General features: G+C 67.0%; 14 protein-coding genes and 2 tRNA genes. 11 read left to right on the top strand and 5 right to left on the bottom strand.

The window, feature by feature from the left end; translation table 11 throughout:
• Nucleotides 1-143 precede the first annotated feature (143 nt).
• Nucleotides 144-220, top strand: a tRNA-Arg gene (locus BCO18175_RS36865).
• Nucleotides 221-418: 198 nt separating this feature from the next.
• Here BCO18175_RS36865 and BCO18175_RS36860 read toward each other — a convergent pair.
• The 4 genes from BCO18175_RS36860 to BCO18175_RS36845 all read right to left on the bottom strand — a co-directional run bounded on the left by BCO18175_RS36860 (nt 419) and on the right by BCO18175_RS36845 (nt 4,724).
• Nucleotides 419-2,785, bottom strand: a complete 2,367-nt coding sequence (locus tag BCO18175_RS36860; RefSeq protein ID WP_174988467.1) for a RelA/SpoT family protein — start codon at nt 2,783-2,785, stop codon at nt 419-421.
• A 63-nt stretch (nt 2,786-2,848) separates the two neighbouring features.
• Entirely contained in the window at nt 2,849-3,052 is a 204-nt protein-coding gene (gene rpoZ, locus BCO18175_RS36855) for a DNA-directed RNA polymerase subunit omega (protein ID WP_006025620.1), read from the bottom strand.
• 58 nt (nt 3,053-3,110) lie between these two features.
• Nucleotides 3,111-3,794 (bottom strand): guanylate kinase, encoded by a 684-nt coding sequence (gene gmk, locus BCO18175_RS36850; RefSeq protein WP_122944749.1) that lies wholly within the window; start codon nt 3,792-3,794, stop codon nt 3,111-3,113.
• Between the two features lie 6 nt (nt 3,795-3,800).
• A complete protein-coding gene (locus BCO18175_RS36845; protein ID WP_174988464.1) occupies nt 3,801-4,724 on the bottom strand; it encodes a YicC/YloC family endoribonuclease in 924 nt (307 codons plus the stop codon).
• 173 nt (nt 4,725-4,897) lie between these two features.
• Here BCO18175_RS36845 and rph point away from each other — a divergent pair, with 173 nt between their 5' ends.
• The 9 genes from rph (at nt 4,898) to BCO18175_RS36800 (ending at nt 11,425) form a co-directional block, all read left to right on the top strand.
• Nucleotides 4,898-5,629 carry a ribonuclease PH gene (gene rph / locus BCO18175_RS36840; protein ID WP_122944747.1) on the top strand — a complete coding sequence of 244 codons (732 nt, stop codon included), beginning with the start codon at nt 4,898-4,900 and terminating at the stop codon, nt 5,627-5,629.
• A 1-nt stretch (nt 5,630) separates the two neighbouring features.
• Nucleotides 5,631-6,257, top strand: a complete 627-nt coding sequence (gene rdgB, locus BCO18175_RS36835; protein WP_027788105.1) for an RdgB/HAM1 family non-canonical purine NTP pyrophosphatase — start codon at nt 5,631-5,633, stop codon at nt 6,255-6,257.
• 34 nt (nt 6,258-6,291) lie between these two features.
• Complete coding sequence (hemW, locus tag BCO18175_RS36830) at nt 6,292-7,506, top strand: radical SAM family heme chaperone HemW (RefSeq protein WP_174988462.1); 1,215 nt, start codon at nt 6,292-6,294, stop codon at nt 7,504-7,506.
• Nucleotides 7,507-7,550: 44 nt separating this feature from the next.
• Nucleotides 7,551-7,638, top strand: a tRNA-Ser gene (locus tag BCO18175_RS36825).
• Nucleotides 7,639-7,780: 142 nt separating this feature from the next.
• A complete protein-coding gene (locus tag BCO18175_RS36820) occupies nt 7,781-8,176 on the top strand; it encodes a hypothetical protein (RefSeq protein WP_174988459.1) in 396 nt (131 codons plus the stop codon).
• Nucleotides 8,177-8,418: 242 nt separating this feature from the next.
• On the top strand, nt 8,419-8,712 hold the full coding sequence (locus BCO18175_RS36815) for a hypothetical protein (protein ID WP_174918277.1): 294 nt from the start codon (nt 8,419-8,421) through the stop codon (nt 8,710-8,712).
• A 334-nt stretch (nt 8,713-9,046) separates the two neighbouring features.
• Entirely contained in the window at nt 9,047-9,538 is a 492-nt protein-coding gene (locus tag BCO18175_RS36810; protein WP_174988456.1) for an energy transducer TonB family protein, read from the top strand.
• 293 nt (nt 9,539-9,831) lie between these two features.
• Nucleotides 9,832-11,142 carry an MFS transporter gene (locus tag BCO18175_RS36805; protein ID WP_174968526.1) on the top strand — a complete coding sequence of 437 codons (1,311 nt, stop codon included), beginning with the start codon at nt 9,832-9,834 and terminating at the stop codon, nt 11,140-11,142.
• A gap of 103 nt (nt 11,143-11,245) precedes the next feature.
• On the top strand, nt 11,246-11,425 hold the full coding sequence (locus BCO18175_RS36800) for a hypothetical protein (RefSeq protein ID WP_034182977.1): 180 nt from the start codon (nt 11,246-11,248) through the stop codon (nt 11,423-11,425).
• A gap of 19 nt (nt 11,426-11,444) precedes the next feature.
• Here BCO18175_RS36800 and waaC read toward each other — a convergent pair whose 3' ends face one another.
• On the bottom strand, nt 11,445-12,443 hold the full coding sequence (waaC, locus tag BCO18175_RS36795; RefSeq protein WP_174988453.1) for a lipopolysaccharide heptosyltransferase I: 999 nt from the start codon (nt 12,441-12,443) through the stop codon (nt 11,445-11,447).
• Nucleotides 12,444-12,613: 170 nt separating this feature from the next.
• Here waaC and BCO18175_RS36790 point away from each other — a divergent pair, with 170 nt between their 5' ends.
• Nucleotides 12,614-14,164, top strand: a complete 1,551-nt coding sequence (locus BCO18175_RS36790) for a chloride channel protein (protein ID WP_174988450.1) — start codon at nt 12,614-12,616, stop codon at nt 14,162-14,164.
• Nucleotides 14,165-14,242: the final 78 nt, after the last annotated feature.

The following is a 14,242-nucleotide window of genomic DNA, read 5'->3' as shown; positions in this document are numbered from 1 at the left end:
CGGCTGTAGCTCAGTTGGATAGAGTACTTGGCTACGAACCAAGGGGTCGTGGGTTCGAATCCTGCCAGCCGCGCCACTTTTTTCGAGGGCCTTCTGAACCGAAGGCCCTTTCAGTTCGAAGCAGTAGAAGTTTTGTTTTGCGTGCGGCTGTAGCTCAGTTGGATAGAGTACTTGGCTACGAACCAAGGGGTCGTGGGTTCGAATCCTGCCAGCCGCGCCACCTTAAAAGGGCTTTCCTCCGGGAAAGCCCTTTTTCTTTTCCGCCTCCCCTTCCCTCGTTTGGACACGGCACCGCGCAATTGCGTGGCTCCCCATTTCGGAAGAACGCAGGCCACGCCACACGTTCGCTCCTCCGGCCGCACAAATGAAAACGGCGGCCATTGGCCGCCGTCGATCGCTCGCCCGCCCTGGCCAAGCGTCAATAATCCTGCCGCTCGCGCTCGATGCGCATGCCGCCGTCGTGACGCGCATGCGCGCCGTCGTCGGTCGAACGCTCGCGCATGATCCGCATCACGTCCGGATTGGTTCGCACGCGCCGCATCACGTTCGCGAGATGCACACGGTCGCTGACCTGGATCACGAAGCGCAGCACCGTCGATTCATGCGTCAGATCCTCGTCCATCGCGATATGCACGATGTTTGCGTCGGCCGACGTGATGTCCGCCGCTACGCGCGCAAAGATGCCCTTCGTGTTCTTCACGAGCGCCTTCACCGCGACATCGAACAGGCGGCCCGGCTGCGGCGCCCATTCGACGTCGATCCAGCGGCCCGGATCGCGGCGATGAATACGCTGCGCCACGCGGCAATCGGTCGTATGAATCGCCATCCCCAGGCCGATGCCGATGTAGCCCATGATCGCGTCGCCCGGAATCGGCCGGCAGCACGCGGACAACTGCACCGACATCCCTTCGGTGCCGGTAATCACGACCGGCGGCGCATGGTGCGCGGGATGCCGCTCGGACTTCGGCAGATCGTCGTCCGCATCGCGGCCGCTCATCAGCACCTCGATGCGCTTGGCCATCACCGCGGCCACGCGACGGCCAAGGCCGATGTCCGCGAAGATTTCCTGGCGGCTCTTGTTGCCCGTCCACTGCACGAGCTTCTCCCACACTTCCGGCTCGACATCGGCCAGCGCGAGACCGTAGCCCTTCAGGCTCTGGTCGACCAGCCGCTCGCCGAGCTGCACCGATTCGTTCAGGCGCATCGTCTTCAGGTAGTGACGGATCGCCGAGCGCGCCTTGCCGGTACGCACGAAGCCGAGCCATGCAGGGTTCGGCTTCGAATACGGCGCCGTGATCACCTCGACGATGTCGCCGCTCTTCAGCTCGGTACGCAGCGGCAGCAGCTCGTTGTTGATCTTCACGGCCACGCACTGGTTGCCGAGATCGCTGTGGATCGAATACGCGAAATCGAGTGCCGTCGCGCCGCGCGGCAGCGCCATGATCTTCGACTTCGGCGTGAACACGTAGACCGCGTCGGGGAACAGGTCGATCTTCACGTGCTCGAGGAATTCGCTCGAATCGCCGGCTTCGCTCTGGATGTCGAGCAGCGACTTCAGCCACTGGTGCGCGCGCTTCTGCACGTCGCTGAGATCCGCGCTGCCGTTCTTGTACAGCCAGTGCGCGGCGACCCCCGCCTCGGCGATCTCGTGCATCTTGCGCGTGCGCACCTGGAACTCGATCGGCGCGCCGAACGGGCCGACGAGCGTCGTGTGCAGCGACTGATAGCCGTTGATCTTCGGAATCGCGATGTAGTCCTTGAACTTGCCGGGCACGGGCTTGTACAGCGCGTGCAGCGCGCCGATGCACGTGTAGCAGTCGAGCGGGCTGTCGACGACGACGCGAAAACCGTACACGTCGAGCACCTGCGAGAACGACAGCTGCTTGTCGCGCATCTTGCGGTACACGCTGTAGATGGTCTTTTCGCGGCCGGTGATCTCGGCGTCGATCTTCGCATCGGCCATCGCGCGCTGCGCGGCCTCGAGGATCTTGCTGATCACTTCGCGGCGGTTGCCGCGCGCGGCCTTCACGGCCTTCTCGAGCGTCGCGTAGCGATGCGGGTTGAAGTTCGCGAAGCTCATGTCCTGCAGCTCGCGATACGTGTTGTTCAACCCGAGACGGTGCGCGATCGGCGCGTAGATGTCGAGCGTTTCCCGCGCGACGCGGCGGCGCTTTTCCATCGGCACCGCGCCGAGCGTGCGCATGTTGTGCAGGCGGTCGGCGAGCTTGACGAGAATGACGCGCACGTCGCGTGCCATCGCGAGCAGCATCTTGCGGAAGTTTTCCGCCTGCGCTTCCTCGCGGCTGCGGAACTCCATCTTGTCGAGCTTCGACAGGCCGTCGACCAGTTCGGCGACCTTCGGGCCGAACCGTTCGGCCAGCTCGCTCTTGGTCACGCCCTGGTCTTCCATCACGTCGTGCAGGAGCGCTGCCATGACAGCCTGCGCGTCGAGCTTCCAGCCGGCGCAGATTTCCGCGACGGCGACGGGATGGGTGATGTAGGGTTCGCCGCTCTGGCGGTACTGACCGAGGTGGGCTTCGTCACTGAAGTGGAACGCCGCCTTGATCTCTTTGATTTCTTCCGGAGCGAGATACTCGGCAAGCGCGGCCGTCAGTTTCGCGATCGAAACGACGCCGTGCTTGCGAGGCTGCTCCGGTGTGGCGGTCGGCCCGAACAGATGCCGGAAGGACTGTTCGAGGACCGCGTCGATGTACTGGCGCGCGGGCGACTGGGCCGTGGCTTCGGTGGTCGAATCCGCGGAGGCGGACGATGGGGTGGTGCTCATATTCGCCTCCAGGTCGAGTCGTTGCGCGCGTGGATTACATGGCTGGAACGGGCCGGATGCGCGTTACACCGGCACCTTCTTCAGCATCTCGACGCCGACCTGGCCGGCAGCGATTTCGCGCAGCGCGACGACGGTCGGCTTGTCGCGGCTTTCGATCTTCGGCGTATGGCCTTGCGCGAGCTGCCGCGCGCGATAGGTGGCGGCGAGCGCCAGTTCGAAGCGGTTCGGGATTTGCTTCAGGCAGTCTTCGACGGTAATGCGAGCCATGTTGGTAATTCCTTCTGAATATAGTCCTTATTCTACCTTATGTCCCTCGTCCCCCGCGTCATTCCGCGTGGGGCAGATGGATGCCGAGCTCGATGAACAGCTCCGTGTGTCGCGCGTACTGCGAAGCAAAGCGCAGGCGCGTGGCCGCGACGATGCATTCGAGCTCCGCGAGCGCACGCTCGAAATTCTCGTTGATCACCACGTATTCCGCTTCCGACGCGTGCGCGATCTCGCTGCCGGCGGCCAGCAGGCGGCGCGTGATCACGTTCGGTTCGTCCTGGCCGCGCTTCTTCAGGCGCTCCTCGAGCGCGTCGAGCGACGGCGGCAGGATGAAGATGCCGACCGCGTTGCGGAACTGCTTCTTCACCTGCAGCGCGCCCTGCCAGTCGATCTCGAGCAGCACGTCGTGGCCGTTCTTCATCTGCTCTTCGATCCAGACGCGCGACGTGCCGTAGTAGTTGCCGTGCACTTCCGCGCTCTCGAGGAATTCGTGCGCCGCGTGACGCGTGCGGAAATCCTCGACCGTCGTGAAGTGATAGTGCCGGCCGTCCTGTTCGCCCGGGCGCGGCTTGCGCGTCGTGTACGAGATCGACAGGCAGATGTCGTGGTCCTTCGACAGCAGCGCATTCACGAGCGTCGACTTGCCGGCGCCCGACGGCGCGATGACCATGAACAGGTTGCCGGGATAGACGCCGCCGTGCAGCGAATGCGACACGTGCGCGTCGCGGGTAGATTCCGTCATGTTGCTTTACTCCAGGTTTTGCACTTGCTCACGCATCTGCTCGATCAACAGCTTGAGCGCCATCGATGCGTCGGCGAGTTCCTTCGCCGCCGCCTTCGAGCCGAGCGTGTTTGCTTCTCGATTCAGCTCCTGCATCATGAAGTCGAGACGCTTGCCGACGCGGCCGCCCTTCTCGATCACGTGACGCGTTTCGTTCAGGTGCGCGGTGAGCCGCGACAGCTCTTCCGCGATGTCGATCCGGATCCCGTACATCGTCACTTCCTGACGAATGCGCTCCGCGGCTTCCTCGCGCGTGACGATCGTCGAGCTGCCTTCGGGCGCCGCGATGCCGAGCGCTTCCTGCAGCCGTTCGACGATCTTCTGCTGATGTTTGGCGATCAGCTCCGGCACGAGCGGCGTGATGCGCGCGACGATCGCTTCCATCTCGGTGACGTTCGACAGCAGCATCGTCGCCAGCTGCGCGCCTTCGCGCGAACGCACGACGACGAGCTCGCCGATCGCTTCCTTGCCGCACGCGAGCACCGCATCGCGGATCGCTTCCGCCGACACGCCGCTCTCGGCGATCACGCCGGGCCAGCGCAGGATCTCGCCCGCGCGCAGGCGGCCGACGCCCGGGAACGTGTCGAGCACCGAGCGCTCGAGATCGGCGAGCTGGCCGAGCGCGGACTGGTTCAGCGCGCCCGCGCCGATGCTCTGCTCGCCGCGCTGCAGGTTGATCCGGATGTCGACCTTGCCGCGCGACAGCTTGTTCATCAGCATTTCGCGCAGCGCGGGTTCGCACGCGCGCACGTCGTCCGGCATCCGGAAATTCAGGTCGAGGAAGCGCGAGTTCACGGTGCGCAGTTCGACCGACACGCTGGTGCCGCCGTTGCCGGTGGCCGTCGCGAGTTCGCGCGTCGCGCTCGCGTAGCCCGTCATGCTGTAGATCATGGTTCGTCTCGCCGTCTGGGTGCCCTCTCGGGCGGGGATATGTCGAGGCGCCCGGCGCATCGTAAAGCGCGGGGCGGGAAGCGCGCATTATCCCATTTTTGCGGACCACCCCGCCGGGCACGCCCGCCGTTCGGCGCTAAAATCGGGGTTTCCTCTCGTTCCGCGATTCCCACATGACGTCCTCCGTTTCCCGCCCGAGCGGCCGCCGCGCCGACGAACTGCGCAAGGTCGCCCTTACGCGCCACTACACGAAACATGCCGAAGGCTCGGTGCTGGTCGAATTCGGCGACACCAAGGTGCTTTGCACCGCGAGCGTCTCCGAACGCGTGCCCGACTTCCTGCGCGACCGCGGGCAAGGCTGGCTGACCGCCGAGTACGGGATGCTGCCGCGTGCGACGCACACGCGCAGCGACCGCGAAGCCGCTCGCGGCAAGCAGACCGGCCGCACGCAGGAAATTCAGCGCCTGATCGGTCGCGCGCTGCGCGCGGTGTTCGACCTCGAGGCGCTCGGCCCGCGCACGATCCACATCGACTGCGACGTGATCCAGGCCGACGGCGGCACGCGCACGGCGAGCATCACCGGCGCGTTCGTCGCCGCTCACGACGCCGTGTCGAAGCTGATCGCGGCCGGCAAGCTCACGCGCTCGCCGATCACCGACCACGTCGCCGCGATCTCGGTCGGCGTGTACGAAGGCGCACCCGTGCTCGACCTCGATTACGCGGAAGATTCGCAGTGCGACACCGACATGAACGTCGTGATGACGGGTGCCGGCGGCTTTGTCGAAGTCCAGGGTACGGCCGAAGGCGTGCCGTTCTCGCGCGCCGAGATGAACGCGCTGCTCGACCTCGCGCAAGGCGGGATCGCCGAGCTCGTGCAGCTTCAGAAAGACGTGCTGGGCGCCTGACATGCCGGACGACCACACCATCGCCCCGCTGTCGCGCATCGTTCTCGCGTCGAACAACGCCGGCAAGCTGCGCGAATTCACCGCGCTGTTCTCGACGGTCGGCATCGAGATCGTCCCGCAGGGCGACCTTGCCGTGCCGGAAGCGGAAGAGCCGTTCGGCACCTTCATCGAGAATGCGCTGACGAAGGCACGCCACGCGTCGCGGCTCACCGGGCTGCCGGCGATCGCCGACGATTCCGGCCTGTGCGTGCGCGTGCTGCGCGGCGCGCCGGGCGTCTATTCGGCGCGCTACGCGCAGCGCGCGGGCCGCGACAAGGGCGACGCGGCGAACAACGCGTATCTCGTCGAGCAGCTGCGCGGCGTCGACGACCGGCGCGCATACTATTGCTGCGTGCTCGCGCTCGTGCGCCATGCGGACGACCCCGAGCCGCTGTTCGCCGAAGGGCGCTGGGCGGGCGAGATCGTCGACACGCCGCGCGGCGAGCACGGATTCGGCTACGACCCGTATTTCTACCTGCCGTCGCTCGGCGCGACGGCCGCGGAACTCGAGCCAGCCGTGAAGAACACGCACAGCCATCGCGCGCTGGCGCTGAAGGCGCTGCTGGCGCGGCTCGCGGAGGAAGCATGAGCACGCCCGATACCCGTTCGCCAACGGAGGTTGCATGAGCCAGGCCGCGGAAACCGGCGCGCGCGTCGTCGCGACCTTCACGTCGCCCGGCCAGGTGCGGCTCACGTCGCTGCCGCCGCTCGCGCTGTACGTGCACTTCCCGTGGTGCGTACGCAAGTGCCCGTACTGCGATTTCAACTCGCACGAGTGGAAGGGTGAACGGTTTCCGGAAACCGAGTATCTCGACGCGCTGCGGGCCGATCTCGAGCAGGCGCTGCCGCTCGTGTGGGGCCGGCAGGTGCATACGGTGTTCATCGGCGGCGGCACGCCGAGCCTGCTGTCGGCAGCCGGCCTCGACCGGATGCTGTCCGACGTGCGCGCGCTGCTGCCGCTCGACGCCGATGCCGAAATCACGCTCGAGGCGAATCCGGGCACGTTCGAGGCCGCGAAGTTCACGCAGTTCCGCGCGAGCGGCGTGAATCGCCTGTCGGTCGGCATCCAGAGCTTCAACGAGACGCACCTGAAGGCGCTCGGCCGGATTCACGACACCGCGCAGGCGCGCGCGGCCGTCGAGATCGCCGCGAAGAATTTCGACAACTTCAACCTCGACCTGATGTTCGCGCTGCCGAACCAGACGCTCGACGAATGCCGTACCGACATCGAGACCGCGCTGTCGTACGCGCCGCCGCATCTGTCGCTGTATCACCTGACGCTCGAGCCGAATACGCTGTTCGCGAAGTTCCCGCCGGTCGTGCCCGACGACGACGCATCGGCCGACATGCAGGAATGGATCCACGCGCGTACGGCCGAGGCCGGTTACGGGCGCTACGAAGTTTCCGCGTATGCGAAGCCGAATCATCAGTGCAAGCACAACCTGAACTACTGGCGCTTCGGCGACTATCTCGGGATCGGTGCGGGCGCGCACACGAAGCTGTCGTTCCCGAACCGGATCCTGCGGCAGGCACGCTACAAGCATCCGGCCACTTTCATCGAGCAGGCGATGGCCGGCACGGCCGTGCAGGAGGAGCGTGAAGTCGGCGCACGCGACCTGCCGTTCGAGTTCATGCTGAACACGCTGCGGCTCGTCGAGGGCTTCCCCGTGCACAGCTTCGCCGAACGCACCGGCCTGCCGATGAGCACGATCGAGCCGGCGCTGCAGGAAGCGGAACGGCGCGGGCTGATCGCGCGCGATTTCGCGCAGATCGCACCGACGCCGCTCGGCCAGCGTTTCCTCAACGACCTGCAGGAATTGTTCCTGCGCGACGAGTGAAGGAATGACCATCGCGGCATTTCGGTTACAATGCCGCCTCGTGTGGAAGCGTGGCCGAGCGGTTTAAGGCACCGGTCTTGAAAACCGGCGACGGGAAACTGTCCGTGAGTTCGAATCTCACCGCTTCCGCCAGGAAGTTCGCCAAACCCCGTCCATTCACCGAATGACGGGGTTTTTTGTTGGCCCCCGCACGCCCTTCCCCCACGTTCCGACGCGTCACGCCGGATGCCGTTACAATCCGGCGCTCCGATTCGCGAAACGGGAAACCCACGTCATGAAGCCCTTCATCGTTTCGTCGCTCGCCGCGCTGCTGGTTACCGTCAGCACGCAGGCGACGGCCGACACCGCCTCCGGCAGCGACGCGCAAGCGTCGTGCGCGATCGCCTACGTAACCGGCGTCGGCGGCTCGCCGCGCGGCCTGAGCGAATACCTCGCGAGCCCGTCACCCTACAACTACGTGAAGGACAACGACCTCCAGTGCAAGGTGGGCGACGACGGACGCACATCGAACTGCACCGGCGTGACCTATCTCCGGAACGAACAGGTCAGCGTGTACGACGATTCCGATCCAGCGACGCTGACCGTCGTGGCGCGCGTTGAGCTCGATCACGGCCAGAAATACCCGGTAATCATCGTCGTGCAACGCAAGGACGCACGCTGCAAACAATGATGCAGCGCCGCGCGCGAACCCGTCCGTCGCAACGGCACGTGCGTTCGTGCCGGGGCCCGCGCGGCAGTTGAGCCGCGGGTACGGGCGGCGGCCCGCCGTCGCGCCGCACCGCGCCGCACCGCGCCGGAAGCCTCCCCTCCGGCCGCCCGATCACCTAGAATTCGATCAACACGGCGACACGACCGCCGCCGCGTACTCGATGCCGCGCGCGCCACCCCTGCGTGCGGTACACGGAGATCGCCATGACCGAACTGTCGACACCGACGGAACACGTCGATTACGAAGGCTTCGAGGTCCATGTCGTGCCGGCCACCGTGCCCGGCAGCGACACGCGCTACACCTACACCGGCTACGTGTGCCATCCGGGCGCGAATCCCGCGTTGCCCGGCCACGCGGTGCCATTCCACGCGGACGGCGAGGAAAGCTTCGCGAGCCTCGATGAAGCCGTCCACGAAGCCGTGCACATCGGCAAGAGCATCATCGACGGCACGCACCCCGACCTGTCGATCCTGTCGCTCGTCACGCACGGCTTCTGAACCGGGCGGCACGCATCGCCGACGATTGCGCGGGCGTCGGCAGCGGTGCTGCGTGCCGCCATCGCCGCGCCCGGCCGGACCGTCGCCACGTGCCTGCGCGCCAATCGCGTTCCGTGCCTTTCTTTCAACCTTGCAACACGCACGCCGGGATGCACACGCATGGCAGCCGCTCGAGCGTGCTGCCACATGTCACGTCACATCACGATGCGCGGTTGCACGCCTGCTCGTCATCAGCGATCGCATCGTCCGGCATCGCCCGTTATGCGTTTCTCCCGATATCGGCTCGCGTCCGTGCGCCTATCATTTTTTTATAGTCACTTCTGGCTAGCCTCCCATGCGCCACCTTCCCCGTCCGCGCGTCGACCGGCTGCGTGCAGTTGCGCTGGCCGCCGTCGCCATGCTCGCGGCGTGCACGATCACGCCGCCTCCGTCACTGCATTCGATCCTGACGATTCCATCGATCACCCGCAGCGGCAACCTCGACCAGTACCGCGTCGAAGTCGCGCAGCGTGTCGCCGAACGCAACCCGTCCGGCATGCTGCACGGCACGCCGCAGGCGATGCTCCGGTCGCTCGTCGTCGTGGCCTTCACCGTCGATGGCAGCGGCCGGCTCGTCAACGCGTCCGTCTATCGCAGCAACGGCGACCGCGAAGCGGAAGCGCTCGCGCTCGCGTCGCTGCGCCGCTCGGCGCCGCTGCCGCCACCACCGTCGCGACTGCTCGACGGCAACGGCCGGCTCGAAATGATGGAAGGCTGGCTCTTCAACGACGACGGCCACTTCCAGTTGCAAAGCACCGCGTCGGCGCAGGCGCAATCGATCGATTGACCGGCCGCCGACCCGCGATTGCCGGTGCGCGGCGGCGCTGGCTATAATTTTCCGCAATCGCGCGGCCATCACGCCGCGCGCGCGTTCGCGCGCCCCATCCGGCATGCGAGCCGACCACGCCGGCACCGGGCGGCGGCGACGTACCCGTCTCCATCGTCGACCGGCGAGTGACGTCCGCGCCACGGCGCGCGTCCACGCCGCCACCGCTTCATCCGCTCGGCTGCCCCCGGCAGGCGTCCGCCTGCCCGACCGCACGCCCAGCCGACCGCCCCAACGACAAAACGGAGACATCCATGTCCGCATCCCCCCCGACCGTTGCACACGCAACCGGTTCGGCCGGCGCCGTCAGCCACCGGCGCATCGTGTTCGCGAGCTTCATCGGCACCGCGATCGAGTTCTACGATTTCTACGTGTACGCGACGGCCGCCGCGCTCGTCATCGGCCCCGTCTTCTTCCCGCATGGCTCCGCTACCGCACAGGCGCTGTCCGCGTTCGTGACGTTCGGTATCGCGTTCATCGCACGCCCGATCGGGTCGTTCCTGTTCGGGCACTTCGGCGACCGCATCGGCCGCAAATCGACGCTCGTCGCGTCGCTGCTCGTGATGGGCGTGTCCACCACCGCGATCGGCTTCGTGCCCGGCTACGACGCGATCGGCACGCTCGCGCCGGTGCTGCTGTGCGTGCTGCGCTTCGGCCAGGGGATCGGCCTCGGCGGTGAATGGGGCGGCGCGGCACTGCTCGCGACCGAGAACGCGCCGCAGGGCAAGCGCGGCTGGTTCGGGATGTTCCCGCAGCTCGGGCCCTCGGTCGGCTTCCTGATGTCGAACGGCCTGTTCTTCGCGCTCGCGCTGTCGCTGTCGGACGAGCAGTTCCGCAGCTGGGGCTGGCGCATCCCGTTCCTGGTCAGCGCGGTGCTCGTCGCGCTCGGCCTCTACGTGCGGCTCAAGATCACCGAAACACCCGCGTTCCAGGCCACGCTCGATCGCAACGAGCGCGTGCGCGTGCCGGTCGCGACACTCATCACGCAACACTGGCAGCCGACGCTGCTCGGTGCGCTCGCGATGGTCGTCTGCTACACGCTGTTCTACATCTCGACGGTGTTCTCGCTGTCGTACGGCGTGTCGGCGCTGCACATTCCGCGCCAGAGTTTCCTCGGCCTGCTGTGCTTCGCGGTCGTGTTCATGGGGCTCGCGACGCCGCTTTCCGCCTGGGCGTCGGACCGCTTCGGCCGCAAGCCGGTACTCGTCGTGGGTGCGATCGCCGCCCTGCTGTCGGGTTTCGCGATGGAGCCGCTGCTCGGCAGCGGCTCGATGCCGCTCGTCGCGCTGTTCCTGACGATCGAGCTGTTCCTGATGGGCGTGACGTTCGCGCCGATGGGCGCTCTGCTGCCAGAACTGTTCCCGACCAACGTCCGTTATACGGGCGCGGGCGTCGCGTACAACCTCGGCGGGATCCTCGGTGCGTCGATCGCGCCGTATATCGCGCAACTGCTGGCGGCGCGCGGCGGGCTGTCATGGGTCGGCGGTTATGTATCGGTTGCTGCAGCAATCAGCCTGATTGGTGTGCTGCTGATGCGCGAAACGCGCGACGCGTCGCTCGTCTGAGACTCCGGGGCGACCCGGGTTGTGCGGCGGCCGGCGCTGCCTATACTCGATCCCGGGGGCGCCGCTGCGCGCCCCGGGATCCTGCCCCGAAGGAGCCGCCGCCATGAACATCCGCCTCGGCAATGCCGATCTTGTCCTGATCCTCGCACTCGCGCTGGGTGGCGCGCTCCTGCTCGCGCTGCGCTTCCGTCCGAAGACGTGGCGCGGCCTCGTGTTCGAGGCACTGCTGGCGAACCTGGCGGCGATTGCCGCCGTCATCACGGTCGAGGCACTGCTCGCCTGAACCGCCGCGCCCCGCTTCGTCAGGCGGTCAGCCGCGCGCGCAGCGCGCCGTAGGCCGGGCCGACCGCATCGATCGCGTCCAGCGCCTCGTCGACCGACGGCATCGTGCCCGGCTCGCCGATCGACAGTGCGTTCGGTGCGCCGCCGATGCCGCAATGGTGCCGCGACGTCGCGACGAAAATCATCACGGTCGGCCGCTGCAGCGCGTGCGCCATGTGCACGAACCCCGTATCGACCCCCACCACGAGCGCAGCCCGGCCGAGCGCCGCGCCAAGCTCGCGCACCGTCATCGCGGGCAGCACGACCGCCCCCGGCGCGCGCGCGGCGATGTCCTGCGCATCGTCGTGCTCGGCAGCCGATCCCCACGGCAACAGCACGCGCACGCCGCGCGCCATCATCTGCGTGGCGAGCGCGGCCCAGTGGTTGGGCGGCCATTTCTTGTCGGGGTTGGACGTCGCATGGAACAGCAGCATGAACGGTGAGCCGTCGGTCACGGCCGCCGGCAGGTTCACGTCCTGCGGCGGGACGATGCCGTACGTGGCGATACCCTCTGGCGCGTAGCCGAGCGCCTCGCCGGCGCTCACGCGCATCCCGTGCCACGCGTCGCAGTCCGGCCGCGGGCCGAACCGATGCGAATACGCGAAGCGTGCGCCCGCTTCGCCGAGATCCTTCGTCTGGTAGCCGACGCGGCGCGCAGCGCGCGCCAGCACCGAAATGATCGCGCTCTTGTAGACGCCGTGCAGGTCGATCACCGCATCGTAGCGGTGCCTCCGCAGTGCGCCGATCGACGCCGAGATCGCCTTCAGGTCACCGCGATTGCGCAGCTTCTTGAAACGGCGCAGCGGCGCGCAAAGGACATTGCTGACGCCCGGATGCCAGCGCACGACTTCCGCGCACGATTCGTCCACCGCCCAGTCGACCGTTACGCCCGGAAAGGCGCGATGCAGATCCGCGACGACGGGTAGCGTCTGGACAACGTCGCCGAGCGACGTCACTTTCACGATGAGGATACGTTTCACGATGTGTGGGGATAAGCGGGCCAATTTGGCATGCTAACGATGGTTACATGCGCGAACATTACGTGAAAATTACTTTTGCAACAAAATGCATCTCCTTTCGGGAACATTCTCGCGCCCCGCCTGCATCCGGTTCTTTTTATAATCCGGTCTTTGCCTACCGGCCCGCGTCGATGCCACGCCCCGCCCTTCCCGCCCTGTTTCCCGCCCTCACCCGTCGTTCGCTGAGAATCTGGCGCCAGTACGGTGTTTTCTGGCTCGGCGCGATCGTCGTTGGCCTCGCGGCTGTACTTTACGCGCGATTGATCGACTGGGGCTACGAAACTTTCCGCACGATGCGCGACCACGCCGCGTGGCTGCCGCTGCTGCTGACGCCGGCCATCGCCGCGGTGTCGGTATGGATCACGCGCCGCTTCTTCCGCGGCGCCGAGGGCAGCGGCATCCCGCAGGTGATCGCGACACTGCATGCGCGCCCGAGTGCGTTCGGCTCCCGGCTGCTGACGTTGCGCATCCTGTTCGGCAAGGTACTGGTCTCGTTCCTCGGCATCCTGGGCGGCTTCACGATCGGCCGCGAAGGGCCGACCGTGCAGGTCGGCGCGGCGCTGATGTTCAACCTGCGACGCTTCTACCCGCGCTCGAACGCGCAGATCGAACGCCAACTGGTGCTCGCCGGCGCGGCGGCCGGGCTGTCGGCTGCGTTCAATACGCCGCTCGCCGGGATCGTGTTCGCGATCGAGGAGCTGACGCGCAGCTTCTCCGCGCGCGCCAGCGGCGTGCTGATCACCGCGATCATCCTCGCCGGCGTCGTCGCGCTCGGCCTCAACGGCAACTACACGTATTTCGGCACGATCGATGCCGGCCCCCATTTCCCGAAACTGCTGGCGCTCGCCGTGCTGGTCACCGCGATCGTGACGGGGATCGCTGGCGGCCTGTTCTGCTGGCTGCTGCTCAACACGGGGCGCTGGCTGCCCGCGCGGCTGCTCGGCCTGTACCGCGAGCGGCCGATCACGTTCGCCGCGCTGTGCGGCTTCGCGATCGCCGTCGTCGGCCTCGTATCGGGCGGCACGACCTTCGGCAGCGGCTACGCCGAGGCGCGCGGCCTGCTCGACGGCAGCCAGCATCTGTCGGTGTTCTACCCGTTCCTGAAGATGATATCGATGGTCGCGTCGTACCTGCCGGGCATCCCGGGCGGGATCTTCGCGCCGTCGCTGTCGATCGGCGCGGGGTTCGGCAACCTGCTTCACATCGTGTTCAGCAACATGAGCCTGCCGATGCTGATCGCGCTCGCGATGGTCGGCTACATGGCGGCCGTCACGCAGTCGCCGATCACGTCGTTCGTGATCGTGATGGAGATGATCAACGGTCATGCGCTCGTGATTTCGCTGATGGCCACCGCGTTGGTGTCGAGCCGCGTATCGCGCTTTTTCGCGCCGCCGCTCTACGAAACGCTCGCCCAGCGTTATCTCGCGCCGCCCGTCGCGGCCGCGGAACCGGCTGCTGCCACCGCAGCGAGCGCCACGGTGGTAACCGGCGTCACCGAGCCGCAGGATGCGGCCGCCGCGCCCGCCGACCCGCTCGACACGCTGCGCGACGAAGGCGGTGAAGCGCCCCCCGGCTCCGCGCCGGCCGAAGGCGCCGCGCATGCGCCGGCACCGCACGACGACGAACCGGCCGCAGCCGGGACGAACGGCCCGGCGCAGCCCGGTTCACGCGACGCTCAGTAGATCACGACGGGTGCCGGCCGGTAGTACACGGGCCGCGCCGGCACGACGATGCATCCGGCCAGCGTGATCGCGACGAGC

The organism is Burkholderia lata, from assembly GCF_902499335.1.
Lineage (GTDB): Bacteria > Pseudomonadota > Gammaproteobacteria > Burkholderiales > Burkholderiaceae > Burkholderia > Burkholderia lata_B.
Note: the sequence above shows the minus strand (reverse complement) of the source record. Positions and strands in the feature narration are given on the sequence as shown.

What these genes read in the sequence shown, in the direction of transcription:
- BCO18175_RS36860 (WP_174988467.1), bottom strand. Translation starts at nt 2,785, where the DNA reads ATGAGCACCACCCCATCGTCCGCCTCCGCGGATTCGACCACCGAAGCC.
- rpoZ (WP_006025620.1), bottom strand. Translation starts at nt 3,052, where the DNA reads ATGGCTCGCATTACCGTCGAAGACTGCCTGAAGCAAATCCCGAACCGC.
- gmk (WP_122944749.1), bottom strand. Translation starts at nt 3,794, where the DNA reads ATGACGGAATCTACCCGCGACGCGCACGTGTCGCATTCGCTGCACGGC.
- BCO18175_RS36845 (WP_174988464.1), bottom strand. Translation starts at nt 4,724, where the DNA reads ATGATCTACAGCATGACGGGCTACGCGAGCGCGACGCGCGAACTCGCG.
- rph (WP_122944747.1), top strand. Translation starts at nt 4,898, where the DNA reads ATGACGTCCTCCGTTTCCCGCCCGAGCGGCCGCCGCGCCGACGAACTG.
- rdgB (WP_027788105.1), top strand. Translation starts at nt 5,631, where the DNA reads ATGCCGGACGACCACACCATCGCCCCGCTGTCGCGCATCGTTCTCGCG.
- hemW (WP_174988462.1), top strand. Translation starts at nt 6,292, where the DNA reads ATGAGCCAGGCCGCGGAAACCGGCGCGCGCGTCGTCGCGACCTTCACG.
- BCO18175_RS36820 (WP_174988459.1), top strand. Translation starts at nt 7,781, where the DNA reads ATGAAGCCCTTCATCGTTTCGTCGCTCGCCGCGCTGCTGGTTACCGTC.
- BCO18175_RS36815 (WP_174918277.1), top strand. Translation starts at nt 8,419, where the DNA reads ATGACCGAACTGTCGACACCGACGGAACACGTCGATTACGAAGGCTTC.
- BCO18175_RS36810 (WP_174988456.1), top strand. Translation starts at nt 9,047, where the DNA reads ATGCGCCACCTTCCCCGTCCGCGCGTCGACCGGCTGCGTGCAGTTGCG.
- BCO18175_RS36805 (WP_174968526.1), top strand. Translation starts at nt 9,832, where the DNA reads ATGTCCGCATCCCCCCCGACCGTTGCACACGCAACCGGTTCGGCCGGC.
- BCO18175_RS36800 (WP_034182977.1), top strand. Translation starts at nt 11,246, where the DNA reads ATGAACATCCGCCTCGGCAATGCCGATCTTGTCCTGATCCTCGCACTC.
- BCO18175_RS36790 (WP_174988450.1), top strand. Translation starts at nt 12,614, where the DNA reads ATGCCACGCCCCGCCCTTCCCGCCCTGTTTCCCGCCCTCACCCGTCGT.